The organism is Enterobacter cloacae complex sp. P38RS, assembly GCF_014930775.1.
Lineage (GTDB): Bacteria > Pseudomonadota > Gammaproteobacteria > Enterobacterales > Enterobacteriaceae > Enterobacter > Enterobacter bugandensis.
The window spans coordinates 93,289-106,494 of the sequence record NZ_JADBRS010000007.1 but is presented as its reverse complement, the minus strand read 5'-3'; the positions used below and the strand labels follow the sequence as shown (position 1 = coordinate 106,494).

Here is a 13,206-nt window from a genome sequence, read left to right as displayed (position 1 = left end):
CACATTACAAGTCGATTGCCATTTCAAAACAGCGTAAATCAGCCCCCGCCATACGCGAGTGATGATAGTTTTCGCGCAACGTCACAAACCCCAGCTTCTGATAAAAGGAGTGGGCGTTAGGCGTTGCATCCAGCCTCAGGCGGGTTATCCCCCGGCTGCGCGCCTCGTGTGTAAGCGCCTCGATAATTCGGGTCGCCATGCCTTTTCCGGTGGCTGAAGGCAAGGTGAATATGGCCTCCAGGTAATGGGTATCGAGATCCAGATAGCCGGTAGCCGCAATGACGCCCTTCTCGTCTTCCACCACGTAAAAAGGGTAATCAATGACCATTTGACGGTAATGCTCGGGCATAAGATCCGGCGTCCAGCGTGCAATCACGTCAGCGTCGTAGCTGGTTTTGCAGCCGTGACGAATCGCCTGATTGCGTATATTCCAGAGTATTTCGGCTTCCTGTGGATGAGCAGTTCGTAACGTCATATCACCTCTTCGATATTTCGCCATGAAAGAGACGTTGCCCAGTTTTGGTAGTGAATAACCACAGCACGCCTCACCAGAATGTGATAGAGATGAAAATACCAGAACGCAAACAAAAACATAACGCTTAAATAAGGAGATCCGCAGATGACAATACCGACCCTCACGACAGAACGTCTCCTGCTGAAACCGCTGGTCGCCGAAGATGCGGTTCAGATTCAAAAGCTGTATCCGCGCTGGGAGATTGTCCGCTATTTGGTCTCTTCCGTGCCCTGGCCCTACCCGGATAATGGCGCGGAAAACTATGTGAATAACGTCGCGCTGCCGGATATGGCAAAAGGGATAGCCTGGATCTGGAGCATCCGCCGTCGTGAGGTGCCGGATGCGTTGATGGGGATTATCTGTCTGTACGATGTTGATGATAATAACCGCGGATTCTGGCTGGCGCCGGAGTTTCAGGGACAGGGATATATGCGTGAGGCCAGCATTGCCGCGACGGATTACTGGTTTAATACGCTCAACAAACCCGTTTTGCGGGCGCCGAAGGCCGCCGCGAACAGCCGCTCCCGTCGTATTTCAGACAGCAGCGGCATGCGGCTCATCAGAACAGAAAAGAAAGCCTACGTCAGCGGGATATTGGACTCCGAACTGTGGGAGATCACCCGCGACGAGTGGAACGCCCATCAGGTCAGCTGATAGTGCTTATCCGGCATCAGCCTTTCCGGAATGTTCTCTTCATCGTTCATCTGCAGCAGATCGCGTTCCATCATGTTGCAGATGGCGTCCAGCGGAAGGTCGTTATCTTCTGTGCCAAACGGGTCTTCCAGCTCTTCCGCCAGGGTGTCCAGCGAGATAAAGGTGTATGAGATCAGCGCCGAGACAAACGGCGTCATGTAGTGCAGATCCACAACCAGCGCGAACGGCAGCATGATGCAGAACAGATACACCGTGCGGTGCAAAATCAGCGTATAGGCAAACGGCACTGGCGTTGTCGCAATCCGTTCACAGCCGGAAAGGACGATGGACATATCGTTCAGGCGGTTGTTAAGGCTGTGGAACAGGATGTCCGAAAGCTGCCCGTTACGTCGCCGCACGGCCAGCCACTCCCCCATGACCAGCAAAATACGGTTCGCCGGCGAGTTGGCGCCCATTACCTGAGCTAAAACGTCCGGGGCAAGATAGCGAGAGAGCTGGTCAGCGTTCATTTCCCGGCGCAGGGTCATGCGCAGGCAGTTGGCAAAGGCGATCTGCAGGCGGACAAATTCTCCCAGGTGCTTATCGTCCAGCAAGGTGTTTTTTACCTCGCGAAACAACGAGCGTGCCGCTATCATCAGTTGCCCCCACAGTTGGCGAGCCTCAACGTAGCGTGAATAGCAGGCGTTGTTTCTGAAACCAAGAAAGATTGCGATCGCCACGCCGAGAATGCTAAATGGCGCCACGGTAAATTTTATGCCCAGCGAGGTATACCACGGCAGCATCAGGATAACGGCGATAGAAAGCAGGAAGTTGAGCAGCAGTCGGGTATAGATTTTGGGGAGTACCGAACCGTGCCAGACAAAAATCAGTTGTAGCCAGTGCTGTTTAGGACGAACAATCATAGTGAGTTTCAGGCAAGAAAAGAGCGTGGCTATTAAACGTGATCCCCATCACGGTTGCAAGCATGTTAACGGAACATTGCAATCTCTCACCTGAAGAATGAAAACCGCACGGTGCTGCATTTGATTTTAAAAAACAGGGTAAATAGTATGTTGTAACTAAAATAATGCCTGTTTAAACCCGGCCGAAGCCGGGTCACGTAATTAGCAAAGCGGCTTCACCGCTGCGCGCATGCCCTTCAGCAGAATGGCATCAAGATCCCGCGTCACCTGATCAACCAGACCGTCCACCTTCGTCAGGTCCTGCTCCCAGTGCGCTTCTACGCTCAGCACGGCGTGCACCAGTTCGCGGGTAGCGAGCTGATTATCGCGATGCTGCGCCCATAGCTGTTGATAACGTTCCAGCCAGAACGCATCATCCTGCACCGGATAGTTCTCTCCGTTACGCTCCGCGCGATAAAATGCGATCAGTGCCGCTAACGCAAACGTCAGACGCGCTGGCAGTTGACCTGAAGCCTTCTGCCCTGCCAGCAGCTGCGGAAGAATACGCGTGCGATACTTGGTCATGCCGTTGAGCGCGATGGAAAGCAGCTGGTGTCTGATGTAGGGATTTCGAAAACGCCCTGTTACCGCGCTGGCGAACGACTCCAGTTCATCGCGGGGCAAATCGAGAACCGGAATAATTTCCTCATAAATTGCTTTTTCGACGAAAGCGCATACGTCTTCATCATTCATCGCCTCGCCAACCGTATCCAGCCCGGCCTGATAGGCCACCGGTACCAGCGCCGTGTGCGCACCGTTTAGAATGGCGACTTTACGCTCTTTATAGGGCTTGATGTCGTCGACAATCAGCACGTTTAACGGGTACTTATCCAGGCGCAGTTCACCAGCCAGCGAGGCTGGCCCCTGAATGACAAACAGATAAAAGTGTTCAGCCGTGTCCAAGAACCCATCGTGATAACCCAGCTCGGCCTCAAGCGTGTCCACTTCATCGCGCGGGTAACCGGTTACGATACGGTCAACCAGCGTTGAGCAGAAGTGGTTTGCCTCGTTCAGCCACTGGATAAATGCGGCAGGCAGCGCCCACTCCTGGGCATAGCGCAACACAAGTTCACGCAATGCGTCACCGTTGTAGTCAATCAGTTCACACGGAATGATTACCCACCCCTTGTCAGGCGCGCCGTTAAAGTGGCTAAAGCGCTCAAACAGCAGGCGCGTTAGCTTCGCCGGGTAGCTGACGGCAGGCGCATCGTCGAACTTATCACCCGCGTGATAGCTGATTCCGGCTTCGGTGGTGTTCGAGAAAACAAAGCGCATATCCGGACTGTGTGCCAGTTTCAGAAAGGCGTCGTAATCGTCGTAGACACTGATTTCACGGTTAACAGAGCGGATAAGTCGGGCTTCACTCACCTCTTCGTCCTGCTCATTCAGGCCACGAATGATGGTGGTGTACAACCCATCCTGCGTGTTCAGCGACGGCGGGAAGTCGCTCTGAATAGGACGAACGATAACCACACCGGCGTTGAGATCGGTATGTTCATTCAAAAGGTCAATTTGCCAGTCGACAAACGCACGCAGGAAATTGCCTTCGCCAAACTGAATAATGCGTTCGGGATACTGCGCACCGGGAAAATCACGACGGTTGAGCGTGTTCACAAGAGGGTTCCTTTTATGATTAGTCATACAGCCTGATAAGATTGGTACGATAACTTATCAAAACTTTACGACCAGAAACCCTGTTTCGATCAATCCCCGGCGTGGTTGTGAAAAAATTATAAGAATTTATAGAACACCGACGTGGCCGTCATAGCGCCGTCAGGCATCAGGGCGTAGCGCGGGATCTCACCGACCTTTTGCCAGCCGGCACGCTGGTAGAAGGTTTCGGCGCCGCTGCCGGTGGAGGTATCGAGCACCAGAACCGAAATGTTTCTGGCCCAGGCCTCAGCTTCCAGCGCTTCCATCAGCGCCATTGCGGCCCCTTTTCGACGCGCTTTTTCATGAACCAGCAGCTTTGCCACGTCCGCACGGTGCGGCTGGTTTTCCGGCTGGTCGGTAATCAGTTGCACCGTGCCGATGACACCCTCCTGCGGATCAATACTGGCCAGCACCACGCGCTCGTTGCGCCCTACGCTGTCAGCTATGCCGAGCCAGAATGAACGGGCCTTCTCCAGGTTAAAGGGCAGCATAAAGCTGACGGATGCGCCGCCGTTTACGCAGTTTTCGAGGATCCCGGCCAGCGCATCAAGATAGGTGAGAATGTCGTCGCGGGTGAGGTTTTTGATTTGCAGTGAGGTATTCATTTTTTTGTCCTTAGGATGAATACCCTCACTTTGCATTTAACATTTCATTAACGCAAACGGAACGGTCATACGCTTTTGTTATGTCATCTGGCCCGCTGCCGCTGCTGCTTCATGGCATACATTTTTTCATCGGCATCTTTGAGCCACTGCTGCAGGTCGTTGCCGTTGTGATCGAATTCGCTCAGCCCCCAGGAGAACAGAAGCGACCACGGATGTAGCTTGCGTGCATTGTAGTTTTCGACCTGCTCGGCGAGATACTGCATGGCAATCCACGCGCCCTTCTCATCCGTATCAGCAAACAGCACGGCAAACTCATCGCCACCAAAACGAACCAGCATATCCGCTTCGCGGAAAGAGGCGCGCATCAGCTGCGCCATGGTCTTTAACGCCTTATCTCCCTCTTCGTGCCCGTAGCGATCGTTAATCTCCTTGAAACGATCCAGATCCAGCCAGCCGAGCGTTAACGGCTCGGCCCGGCGTCGGGCGATGGAGAGCGTGAACCGCACGAGCTGGTTAAAGCCCCGTCGGTTGAATAATCCGGTCAATTCATCCGTGGTCGCCGCGCTGATTGCCGCAAACTCATCTTCAGCCAGCGCGCCCAAATCCCCCAGCACGGCGAGATCGGTCGCTGAGAACTCCCGCGGTGCGTAGTCAATCAGGCAAAGCGAGCCAACGCTTGCACCGTTGCGTAAGCGAAGCGGAAAGCCTGCGTAAAACCGCACGCGAGGTTCGCCGGCCACCAGCGGGTTATCCGCAAAACGATCGTCCTGAAGCATATCCCCGACGATCAGCGGTGCTTCGGTGAGGATGGTATGGCCACAAAAAGAGATGTTGCGCGGAACGGAGTCGGGGGCCTGCCCATCCGCCGACTTAACGATCAGCGTATGCTCATCAATAAGGTTGACCATGGCCAGCGGTACCTGGAAAAAGCGTTTTGCCAGACGCGTTAAGCGGTCAAACGCCGGGGAACTGTCAATCTCAAGCAGACCCGATTCGCGCAGCGCGTTAAGTCTGTCAATTTCATTTTCAGGTGTTGCAGGTGCTTTCATAATGTCTCCTGACGTAAAGCGTTACTCAAAGCGTAGCTTAAACCGAGACATTGTCAGCGTTCGACGTCCTGTTAAGCCGCTATCCATTTCACGTCAATGCGTTATGACGATTTGCTCGTCCGCCAGCCGGGTACGAGGCTGCAGGCGGTAAGCGCAGAACGCATTAAATATCATTTTTGGGCGTTCATCTGTATCACCAGCCAGCGGTGGATCACGCTGACGATATAATGTTGCTGCTGCGCGCTCAGCTGCACGCCCTGGGGAATGTTATGCCATTTTGCCAGACAGCCCCGGCAGCAGGTCGCGGTGGCATGCTGGGCGATAAACACCGGGTGGCCACGCATGGGCGTCTGCTTGCCGTCGTTTACGGGTTGCGCGGGTGCAAGGCGTTTAGCGACAAAATCGGCGGCATGCTGGTCAATGGTTTCGGGGCCTTTGTCCCAGCAGTACTGTCGTTCCTTATTGCCTAAGCGGAAGCGCGAGCGAAACGTCGATCGCGCCAGGCGGGAAAAGAGGCGATCCAGGTCAGACATCAGTATACAGAACGTCCCAGGCGCTGGGTCAGCTTCTCCAGAACCGCCACGCCGGCAAGTGAATTTCCCGTTTCATCCAGCTCCGGGCTCCAGACGGCAATCGCCATTTCATGCGGCACAATCGCCACCACCCCGCCGCCAACGCCCGATTTGGCCGGAAGGCCAACCCGCCAGGCAAACTCTCCGGCGTTCTGATACATGCCGCTGGTAGCCATCAGGGCGTTAACCTGACGCGCCTGAAGCGGGGAAACCACCTCCTGATCGAGATGCGGCGCGTGCCCCTGGTGCGCAAGGAACAGAAACGTCTGGGCCAGCTCAACGCAGTTCATCTTCAGGGCGCAGTAATGGAAGTAGTTTTGCAGCACGGTCGCCACGTCATTGTGGAAATTGCCGAAGGATTTCATCAGCCAGGCGATAGCCGCGTTGCGGGCCGAGTGTTCAAACTCCGAGCGCGCCACCACTGAATCATAGGCAATGTCGTCCACGCCAGAAAGCTGACGAACAATCTCAAGCATTCGCTGACGCGGTGCGCTGAGGCGGCTTTGCAGCATATCGCAGACCACCAGCGCCCCGGCGTTGATAAAGGGGTTACGCGGTTTACCCTGCTCGATTTCGAGCTGAAGCAGTGAGTTAAAGGGCTGGCCGGACGGATCTTTTCCCACGCGCTGCCAGATCTCTTCTTCCTCATACTGGCGCATCGCCGCGACCAGACTCAGCACTTTAGAAATAGACTGAATTGAAAAGCGTTCAGTGGCATCGCCTGCCTGATATCGCTGTCCGTCTATGGTACAGATAGCGATGCCCAGCTTATTCCCGCTCACCGAGGCAAGGGCCGGAATGTAGTCGGCCACCTTCCCCTTTCCCAATAACGGACGAACCTGCGCCAGAATCTCGTCCAGCATCTCATTATGGATGACCGCAGCCACTCTTTGCTCCTTGCCCTCAGGCTAAAACGGGCTGCGAGTATAACAGAGGCTAATGTATTGCGTCAGGCGCTAAGACGAAAACGCGAAACGGCCTGCAATAAAAGATCGGACTGCTTTTGCAGACGTTCAGAGGCCTCCGAGGCGTCAGAAACCAGCAGATCCGTCTGGCGCGAGACCTGATTCAGCGCCTGAAGCTGGCGCGTCATCTGGTGAATACTTTCTCCCTGACTGAGCGTGGCGGTCGAGATTTCATTCAGCAAACTGCTTAAATTGCCCACCAGACCGGTGACCTGCTGCAGGTTCTCTTCCATCAGATTCACGGCGCGGGAGCCGTCTTCAATGCCCTGCACGGAGCGGTTGATCAACTCCTGAATGGTCTGCGTCGAGTGGCTGCTCTTTCGCGCCAGGAGCCCGACTTCCCGGGCGACGACGGCAAACCCGCGCCCCTGGTTTCCGGCATGGGCGGCCTCAATGGCGGCGTTGAGCGCCAGAATGTTAGTCTGAAACGCCACGCTGTCGATCATCGCCACGATCCCGCGCATCTCTGACGATCGCTCGACGATCGCCTGCATGGAGGCATTCACGGTCGACATCATCTGGTCGCCTCCTACGGCAGCCTGACGCGCTTCATCCGCGCGCGAGCTGGCGAGGCGGGCATAGCCGGTATTCCCTTCCACGTGGGTTTCCAGCGCCGCGATATGCGCTGTGACCTCCTCCAGCTCCTTTGCCTGACGCGCCGACTGCTGGTACAGCTTCTGGTTTCCCTCCGCGAGGGAGCCAATGTTCTCCACCATCGTGGCTGTGGCGTGGCTGACCTGCGTCACCAGCTGCTGCAAGCCGCGCTGCATGGTGGCAACGCTGTCGCTAAGCTGCCCCGTCTCCCGGTTAAAGCGCATCACGTTTGGCGGCGTGCCGGAGAGATCTCCAGCGGCCAGCCGGTTAATATGTGCAATAAGCCGACGCAACGGCGTAATCACCCACCTGGACATGCCGAACCAGACGGCTGCGGCGATGGCGAGTAGCAGAACCGGCGCCAGCAGGAACAACGTTTGCAGACCGGAGAGCTGCGCCATTAAAGCCTGACGCCCCTGCAGGGCCTGCTTCTCGCTGGCCTGCTGATAGCGCGCGTAGTTGTCGTTAAAGTCGGTCTGAAACGCCTGTGCCGGCACGGCAAAAAAGGCATCAATCGAGTTGGTTCTGACAAGCGCTTCCGATTGCTCCTTAATGGCATCGTAGAAAAGCTGGTAGCTGTTAATCAGCGCCTCATCTTTTGGCGGGCTGAGCGCCAGCCAGGCCTTCCATGCCTGCTGAGAAACCGCCAGCGACTTTTGTGCGTCGTCCATCAGGCTGTGCCAGCTTCCTTCCGAGCCGGTTTCTTTATCCTGCATAAACCAGACGCCGGAGCGGTTGAGCAGATCGCTCGCCGCCAGCAGAGAGACGCGCGCCAGATCCAGCTTGCTCTGCTGCTGATACGCCAGCAGGTTTTGTCGTTCATTGCGCTGAGCTTCCTTCAGGGAGGCGTTCAGCAGAAAGGATGAGGAGAGCTGCAGCGCGGAGAAAAGGCCAATAATACAAAAGATGCCCGTCAGCAGGCCAAACTGGCGAGGGATAAGACGCTGCGCAATACGGCGAAAAATTTGCGTTAGGTTCATAATTTTCTTCAGTAACAAGACGTTAGACGCGTGCGAGTCTACGAAACGAAAATGACAGAACCATTGCAGATAAATGACAACGGCCCTCGTGATGAGGGCCGAATAAATTACACGCGATCCTTCCACACCGTCTGCACATTACAGAATTCGTGCAAACCAAAATGGGAAAGTTCGCGGCCAAAGCCACTTTTCTTCACGCCACCAAAGGCCACGCGCGCGTCGCTGGCGCTGTATCCGTTGATAAACACCCCACCGCACTCCAGCTCGCGAGAGAATTTATCCGCAAGCGCTGCGTCGGCGGTGAAGACCGTGGCAGACAGGCCAAAGTCGCTGTCATTGGCAAGCGTCAGGGCGTGCGCCGCGTCTTTCGCAACCGTAATGGCCGCGACCGGACCAAACAGCTCCTGGCGGAAGGCCGTCATCGATGGGGTGACGTTCGCCAGCACGGTTGGCGCGTAATAATTCCCCTCACCGCTGATTTTCTCTCCCCCCAGAAGCAGCGTTGCCCCTTCTGCCAGGCTCGCCTGCACCTGCTGATGCAGTTCATCGCGCAGATCATAGCGCGCCATCGGGCCAAGGTAGTTCTCTTCTTCATCCGGCGCGCCCATCTTTAACGCGGCGACGGCGTCAACGAAGCGTCGGGTAAAGGTGTCTGCGATACCCTCTTCCACAATGAACCGTTTGGCCGCCGCGCACACCTGCCCGGTATTCTGGTAGCGCCCTGCTACCGCCGCCTTCACGGCAAGATCCAGGTCGGCATCGTTGAGAACGATGAACGGGTCAGAACCCCCCAGCTCAAGAACGCATTTTTTCAGCGCCGCCCCCGCCTGCGCGCCAATGGCTGCCCCGGCGCGCACGCTGCCGGTGACGGTTACCGCCGCAATGCGACGATCGTTAATCGCCTGGCTTAAGCCGTCATTGGTGGCGTTCACCCAGCCGAATACCCCTTCAGGGAAGCCGGCGTCCGCAAAAATCTGCGCGATAAGTTCCGCCGAGCCGAGCACGTTGGGCGCGTGTTTGAGCAGATAGCTGTTACCTGCCAGCAGGATCGGCACCGCGCCGCGCAGCACCTGCCAAAGCGGGAAGTTCCACGGCATCACCGCCAGAATTGGCCCCAGCGGACGATACTCGATGACCGCGTTGTTATTCTCGACCTGCGTGGGTTCAGCATTCAGCATCGCCGGGCCATGTTCGGCATACCAGTCGCAAAGGCCCGCTGATTTCGCCACTTCCGCCCGCGCCTGCTGAATGGGTTTTCCCATCTCGCGGGACATCATCCGGGCCATCTCTTCCGCGCGACCGCGCAGCGCGGTGCCGAGATCGCGCAGCTTCTGCGCCCGGTGGGCTACGCTTTCGCACCGCCAGTGACGAAAGCCCGCATCAGCCAGCGCGATGGCACGTTCAACCTCTTCCTGCGTCGCCCACTGATACGAGGCGAGCGTTTCGCCCGTTGCAGGGTTAACGGACAGAGCATGTGTAGCAGATGAATATTTCATGATGTTCTCCACGCATTTCGGTTGATTAAGTGTGGCTCACTCTGCTATTTCTTAAAAATGAATAATACTGACCACCTTATTCACGAAACGAGAATGCTATGGACTTAACCCAGCTTGAAATGTTTAACGCCGTCGCGCTGACGGGCAGCATCACCCAGGCGGCGCAGAAGGTGCATCGCGTTCCTTCGAATCTGACGACCCGCATCCGCCAGCTGGAGGCCGATCTTGGCGTGGAGCTGTTTATTCGTGAGAACCAGCGTTTACGCTTATCTCCCGCCGGTCATAACTTCCTGCGCTACAGCAGGCAGATCCTGGCGCTGGTGGATGAAGCGCGCATGGTCGTCGCGGGCGATGAGCCGCAGGGGCTGTTTGCCCTCGGCGCGCTGGAGAGCACCGCCGCCGTGCGCATCCCTGAGACGCTGGCGCAGTTTAACCAGCGCTATCCGCGCATCCAGTTTGCCCTTTCTACCGGGCCGTCCGGGACGATGATTGATGGCGTACTGGAGGGAACCCTGAGCGCCGCCTTTGTCGACGGGCCGCTGTCGCACCCGGAGCTGGAGGGGATGCCGGTCTACCGGGAAGAGATGATGCTGGTCACCCCTGCCGGGCAGACAGAGGTAACGCGCGCTGCGCAGGTGAGCGGCAGTGATGTTTATGCCTTTCGCGCAAACTGCTCGTATCGCCGACACCTGGAGAGCTGGTTTCATGCAGACAGAGCCGCGCCGGGACGCATTCATGAGATGGAGTCCTATCACGGCATGCTCGCCTGCGTCATCGCGGGCGCGGGCATCGCGCTGATGCCGCGCTCAATGCTGGAAAGTATGCCGGGCCACCATCAGGTTGAAGCCTGGCCGCTGGCGGAAAACTGGCGCTGGCTCACTACCTGGCTGGTGTGGCGACGCGGGGCGATGACCCGCCAGCTGGAAGCGTTTATAGCGCTGCTAAACGAACGTCTTCAACCAGCGCCTTCTCCATAAACAGGCTGAGCGGATCGTCCACATACGGGGCAAACGCCGGACGCCGATCGTAGCCGCTTCGTTCATAAAGACGAATCGCGGCATGCTGTTTGATGCCCGTTTCCAGCCGTACGGTATGGCAGTGACGGCTCAGGGCCTCATCTTCCAGCGCGGCCAGCAGCTTCTCAGCCAGATGTTGCCCGCGATGGGTCGGCTCGATATAAACCCGCTTCATCTCCCCCGTTCCGTCGCCGTTAAGCACGATAGCTCCACAGCCAACGGCCTGAAGCTGCGGATCGCGGACGATCATCAGGATAAGGGATGCCGCGGGCAGTTCTGAAAGATCGAGCAGATGGTTGCTTTCGGCGGGATAGAGTTCGCTCTGATAACGGTCGAGGGCCGCAATCAGCATAAGAATGTCCGGGTGACGTGCAGATTCAGAGGTAATGGAATACATGGCAGGCTCCTTGCTTTATTTGTGAAACTCAATGTCAACATAGCGCAGGCCTGCCAGGCTGCTTCATAGTATTAACTTATCGCGCAGCCGCTAGCGTAAAAAGATCCGCCCTTTCAGGTACAGGGTGGCCTGGCCGGCAATGAGTACGCGGTCGCCCTTCAGCTCGCAGCTAAGATCCCCGCCGCGGTACGACACCTGGCGGGCGTTGAGCGACGTCTTACCCAGCCTTTCACTCCAGTAAGGGATCAGCATGCTGTGCGTGGACCCGGTAACCGGATCTTCCGGCACCCCTTCGCCCGGGCAGAAAAAGCGGCTGACGAAGTCATATTCCCCTTCGCCCGGCGCGGTTACGCAGACCATTTTGCCCAGCGGAACCATCGCGCCAATATCCGGCATTAATGCCTCCACCTGCTGCTGGCTCTCCAGCACCACGAGGTAGTCTCGCCCGACGCGCACCTCTTTTGCCGCCGGGATGCCCAGCGCGCTAAACAGTGCAGGCGGTGGGTTATCGACGACCTCCGTGGACCATGCGGGGAAATTCAGCGTCAGCCAGTCGCCGCTGCGTTTGACCGTCAGCTCCCCTACGAAGCGCGTGGTAAAGTGGATTTCCGTATGCGGATAGTCCAGATACTCAAAAATGACGTGTGATGCCGCGAGGGTCGCATGGCCGCAGAGGTTAATTTCATGCAGCGTGGTGAACCAGCGCAGTTCAAATCCGCCGTCGGTTCGCACAAAAAACGCGGTCTCCGACTGGTTATGCTGCTGTGCCATTTTGAGAAGCGTCTCGTCCGGCAGCCACTCTTCCAGAGGACATACCGCTGCCGCGTTGCCGCCAAAGGTTTTGTCGCTGAAGGCATCCACCAGATAAAAATCAATTTCCCGCATTGTCTCTTCCTCTTTTGTTATCAGTTTTAGCGCAGATACACAGTGCCTTTCAGGTAGCACGACGCCTGACCGCTCATCAATACGCGCTCCCCTTTCAGCTCGCAGCGCACATCCCCGCCGCGCGCCGAAACCTGACGGGCAAACATTGCAGTTTTCCCCAGCTTTTCGCTCCAGTAGGGGATCAGCATCGTGTGCGCGGATCCGGTCACCGGATCTTCCGGAACGGCAACGCCCGGTGAGAAGAATCGGCTGACAAAGTCATATTCCCCTTCACCCGGTGCCGTCACGCTCACTTTATGCTCGCCCGGCGTCATCGCCGAAAAGCGCGGCGCAAGTGCTTCAACCTGCCGGGGATTTTCCAGCACAATCACCCAGGCGCGGCCTTTACGGGCTGCAACGTAATGGCGGATACCGAGCGCCGCGAGCATCTCCGGCGGCGGCGTCTCTTCACGGGTCGGGCACGCCGGGAAGTCCAGCGTCATCCACTCTCCCTCCCGGCTGACCGTCAGTCGGCCAGAGGCGGTATCAAAGTGGATCCGCGAGTCGGGGTAATCGAGTTCATTAAACAGAACGTACGCGGCGGCCAGGGTGGCGTGACCGCAGAGATTGACTTCAGTGAGCGTGGTAAACCAGCGTAGCTCAATGCCGCCCTTAGTGCAGACGAAAAATGCGGTTTCCGACTGATTATGCTGCTGCGCCATTTTCAGTAACGTTTCATCCGGCAGCCATTCGTTCAGCGGGCAAACCGCTGCCGGATTGCCGCCGAACGAGGTATTGCTGAACGCATCTACCAGATAAAAATCAATCTCCTGCATTGTCTTACCGCCTGTCTTTGCTGTGTTGTACTTTTATATTCAATGAAAACAACGCCCCCGGCTACCGCTT

Annotated in this window: 14 protein-coding genes; 2 read left to right on the top strand and 12 right to left on the bottom strand. The window is 56.8% G+C overall.

What is annotated here, in order from left to right; translation table 11 throughout:
• Positions 1-4: 4 nt before the first annotated feature.
• A complete protein-coding gene (locus tag IM303_RS11610) occupies positions 5-475 on the bottom strand; it encodes a GNAT family N-acetyltransferase (RefSeq protein ID WP_028013155.1) in 471 nt (156 codons plus the stop codon).
• 144 nt (positions 476-619) lie between these two features.
• On the opposite strand from IM303_RS11610, the gene IM303_RS11605 reads away from it, so the two are divergent.
• Positions 620-1,168: a GNAT family N-acetyltransferase gene (locus IM303_RS11605; RefSeq protein WP_028013154.1), complete on the top strand. Its 549-nt coding sequence runs from the start codon at positions 620-622 to the stop codon at positions 1,166-1,168.
• Here the strand turns inward: IM303_RS11605 and IM303_RS11600 are convergent.
• The 8 genes from IM303_RS11600 to sad all read right to left on the bottom strand — a co-directional run bounded on the left by IM303_RS11600 (position 1,156) and on the right by sad (position 10,023).
• A complete protein-coding gene (locus IM303_RS11600) occupies positions 1,156-2,070 on the bottom strand; it encodes a bestrophin family protein (protein WP_193359939.1) in 915 nt (304 codons plus the stop codon). The genes IM303_RS11605 and IM303_RS11600 overlap by 13 nt on opposite strands.
• A gap of 201 nt (positions 2,071-2,271) precedes the next feature.
• Positions 2,272-3,723 (bottom strand): tagaturonate reductase, encoded by a 1,452-nt coding sequence (locus IM303_RS11595; protein ID WP_193359938.1) that lies wholly within the window; start codon positions 3,721-3,723, stop codon positions 2,272-2,274.
• Positions 3,724-3,839: 116 nt separating this feature from the next.
• The gene (locus tag IM303_RS11590; RefSeq protein WP_193359937.1) at positions 3,840-4,367 is read right to left on the bottom strand and encodes a GNAT family N-acetyltransferase; all 528 of its coding nucleotides are present in this window, start codon (positions 4,365-4,367) and stop codon (positions 3,840-3,842) included.
• 83 nt (positions 4,368-4,450) lie between these two features.
• Entirely contained in the window at positions 4,451-5,416 is a 966-nt protein-coding gene (locus tag IM303_RS11585) for a sensor domain-containing diguanylate cyclase (protein ID WP_028013150.1), read from the bottom strand.
• 170 nt (positions 5,417-5,586) lie between these two features.
• A complete protein-coding gene (locus tag IM303_RS11580) occupies positions 5,587-5,949 on the bottom strand; it encodes a DUF4186 domain-containing protein (protein WP_192986906.1) in 363 nt (120 codons plus the stop codon).
• Positions 5,949-6,875, bottom strand: coding sequence for a glutaminase B (glsB, locus tag IM303_RS11575; RefSeq protein ID WP_028013148.1), 927 nt, complete (start codon positions 6,873-6,875; stop codon positions 5,949-5,951). The genes IM303_RS11580 and glsB overlap by 1 nt, the downstream gene beginning before the upstream one ends.
• A 62-nt stretch (positions 6,876-6,937) precedes the next feature.
• Positions 6,938-8,527: a methyl-accepting chemotaxis protein gene (locus IM303_RS11570; RefSeq protein WP_192986904.1), complete on the bottom strand. Its 1,590-nt coding sequence runs from the start codon at positions 8,525-8,527 to the stop codon at positions 6,938-6,940.
• Between the two features lie 107 nt (positions 8,528-8,634).
• Complete coding sequence (gene sad, locus IM303_RS11565; protein WP_193359936.1) at positions 8,635-10,023, bottom strand: succinate-semialdehyde dehydrogenase; 1,389 nt, start codon at positions 10,021-10,023, stop codon at positions 8,635-8,637.
• 98 nt (positions 10,024-10,121) lie between these two features.
• Here sad and IM303_RS11560 point away from each other — a divergent pair, with 98 nt between their 5' ends.
• Positions 10,122-11,000 (top strand): LysR family transcriptional regulator, encoded by an 879-nt coding sequence (locus tag IM303_RS11560; protein WP_028013145.1) that lies wholly within the window; start codon positions 10,122-10,124, stop codon positions 10,998-11,000.
• On the opposite strand, the gene IM303_RS11555 is transcribed toward IM303_RS11560, so the two are convergent.
• The 3 genes from IM303_RS11555 to IM303_RS11545 all read right to left on the bottom strand — a co-directional run bounded on the left by IM303_RS11555 (position 10,954) and on the right by IM303_RS11545 (position 13,136).
• Positions 10,954-11,436 carry a GNAT family N-acetyltransferase gene (locus IM303_RS11555; protein WP_193359935.1) on the bottom strand — a complete coding sequence of 161 codons (483 nt, stop codon included), beginning with the start codon at positions 11,434-11,436 and terminating at the stop codon, positions 10,954-10,956. The genes IM303_RS11560 and IM303_RS11555 overlap by 47 nt on opposite strands.
• 90 nt (positions 11,437-11,526) lie before the next feature.
• A complete protein-coding gene (locus IM303_RS11550) occupies positions 11,527-12,321 on the bottom strand; it encodes a PhzF family phenazine biosynthesis protein (RefSeq protein ID WP_193359934.1) in 795 nt (264 codons plus the stop codon).
• A 26-nt stretch (positions 12,322-12,347) separates the two neighbouring features.
• Positions 12,348-13,136: a PhzF family phenazine biosynthesis protein gene (locus IM303_RS11545; protein ID WP_049137834.1), complete on the bottom strand. Its 789-nt coding sequence runs from the start codon at positions 13,134-13,136 to the stop codon at positions 12,348-12,350.
• Positions 13,137-13,206 lie beyond the last annotated feature (70 nt).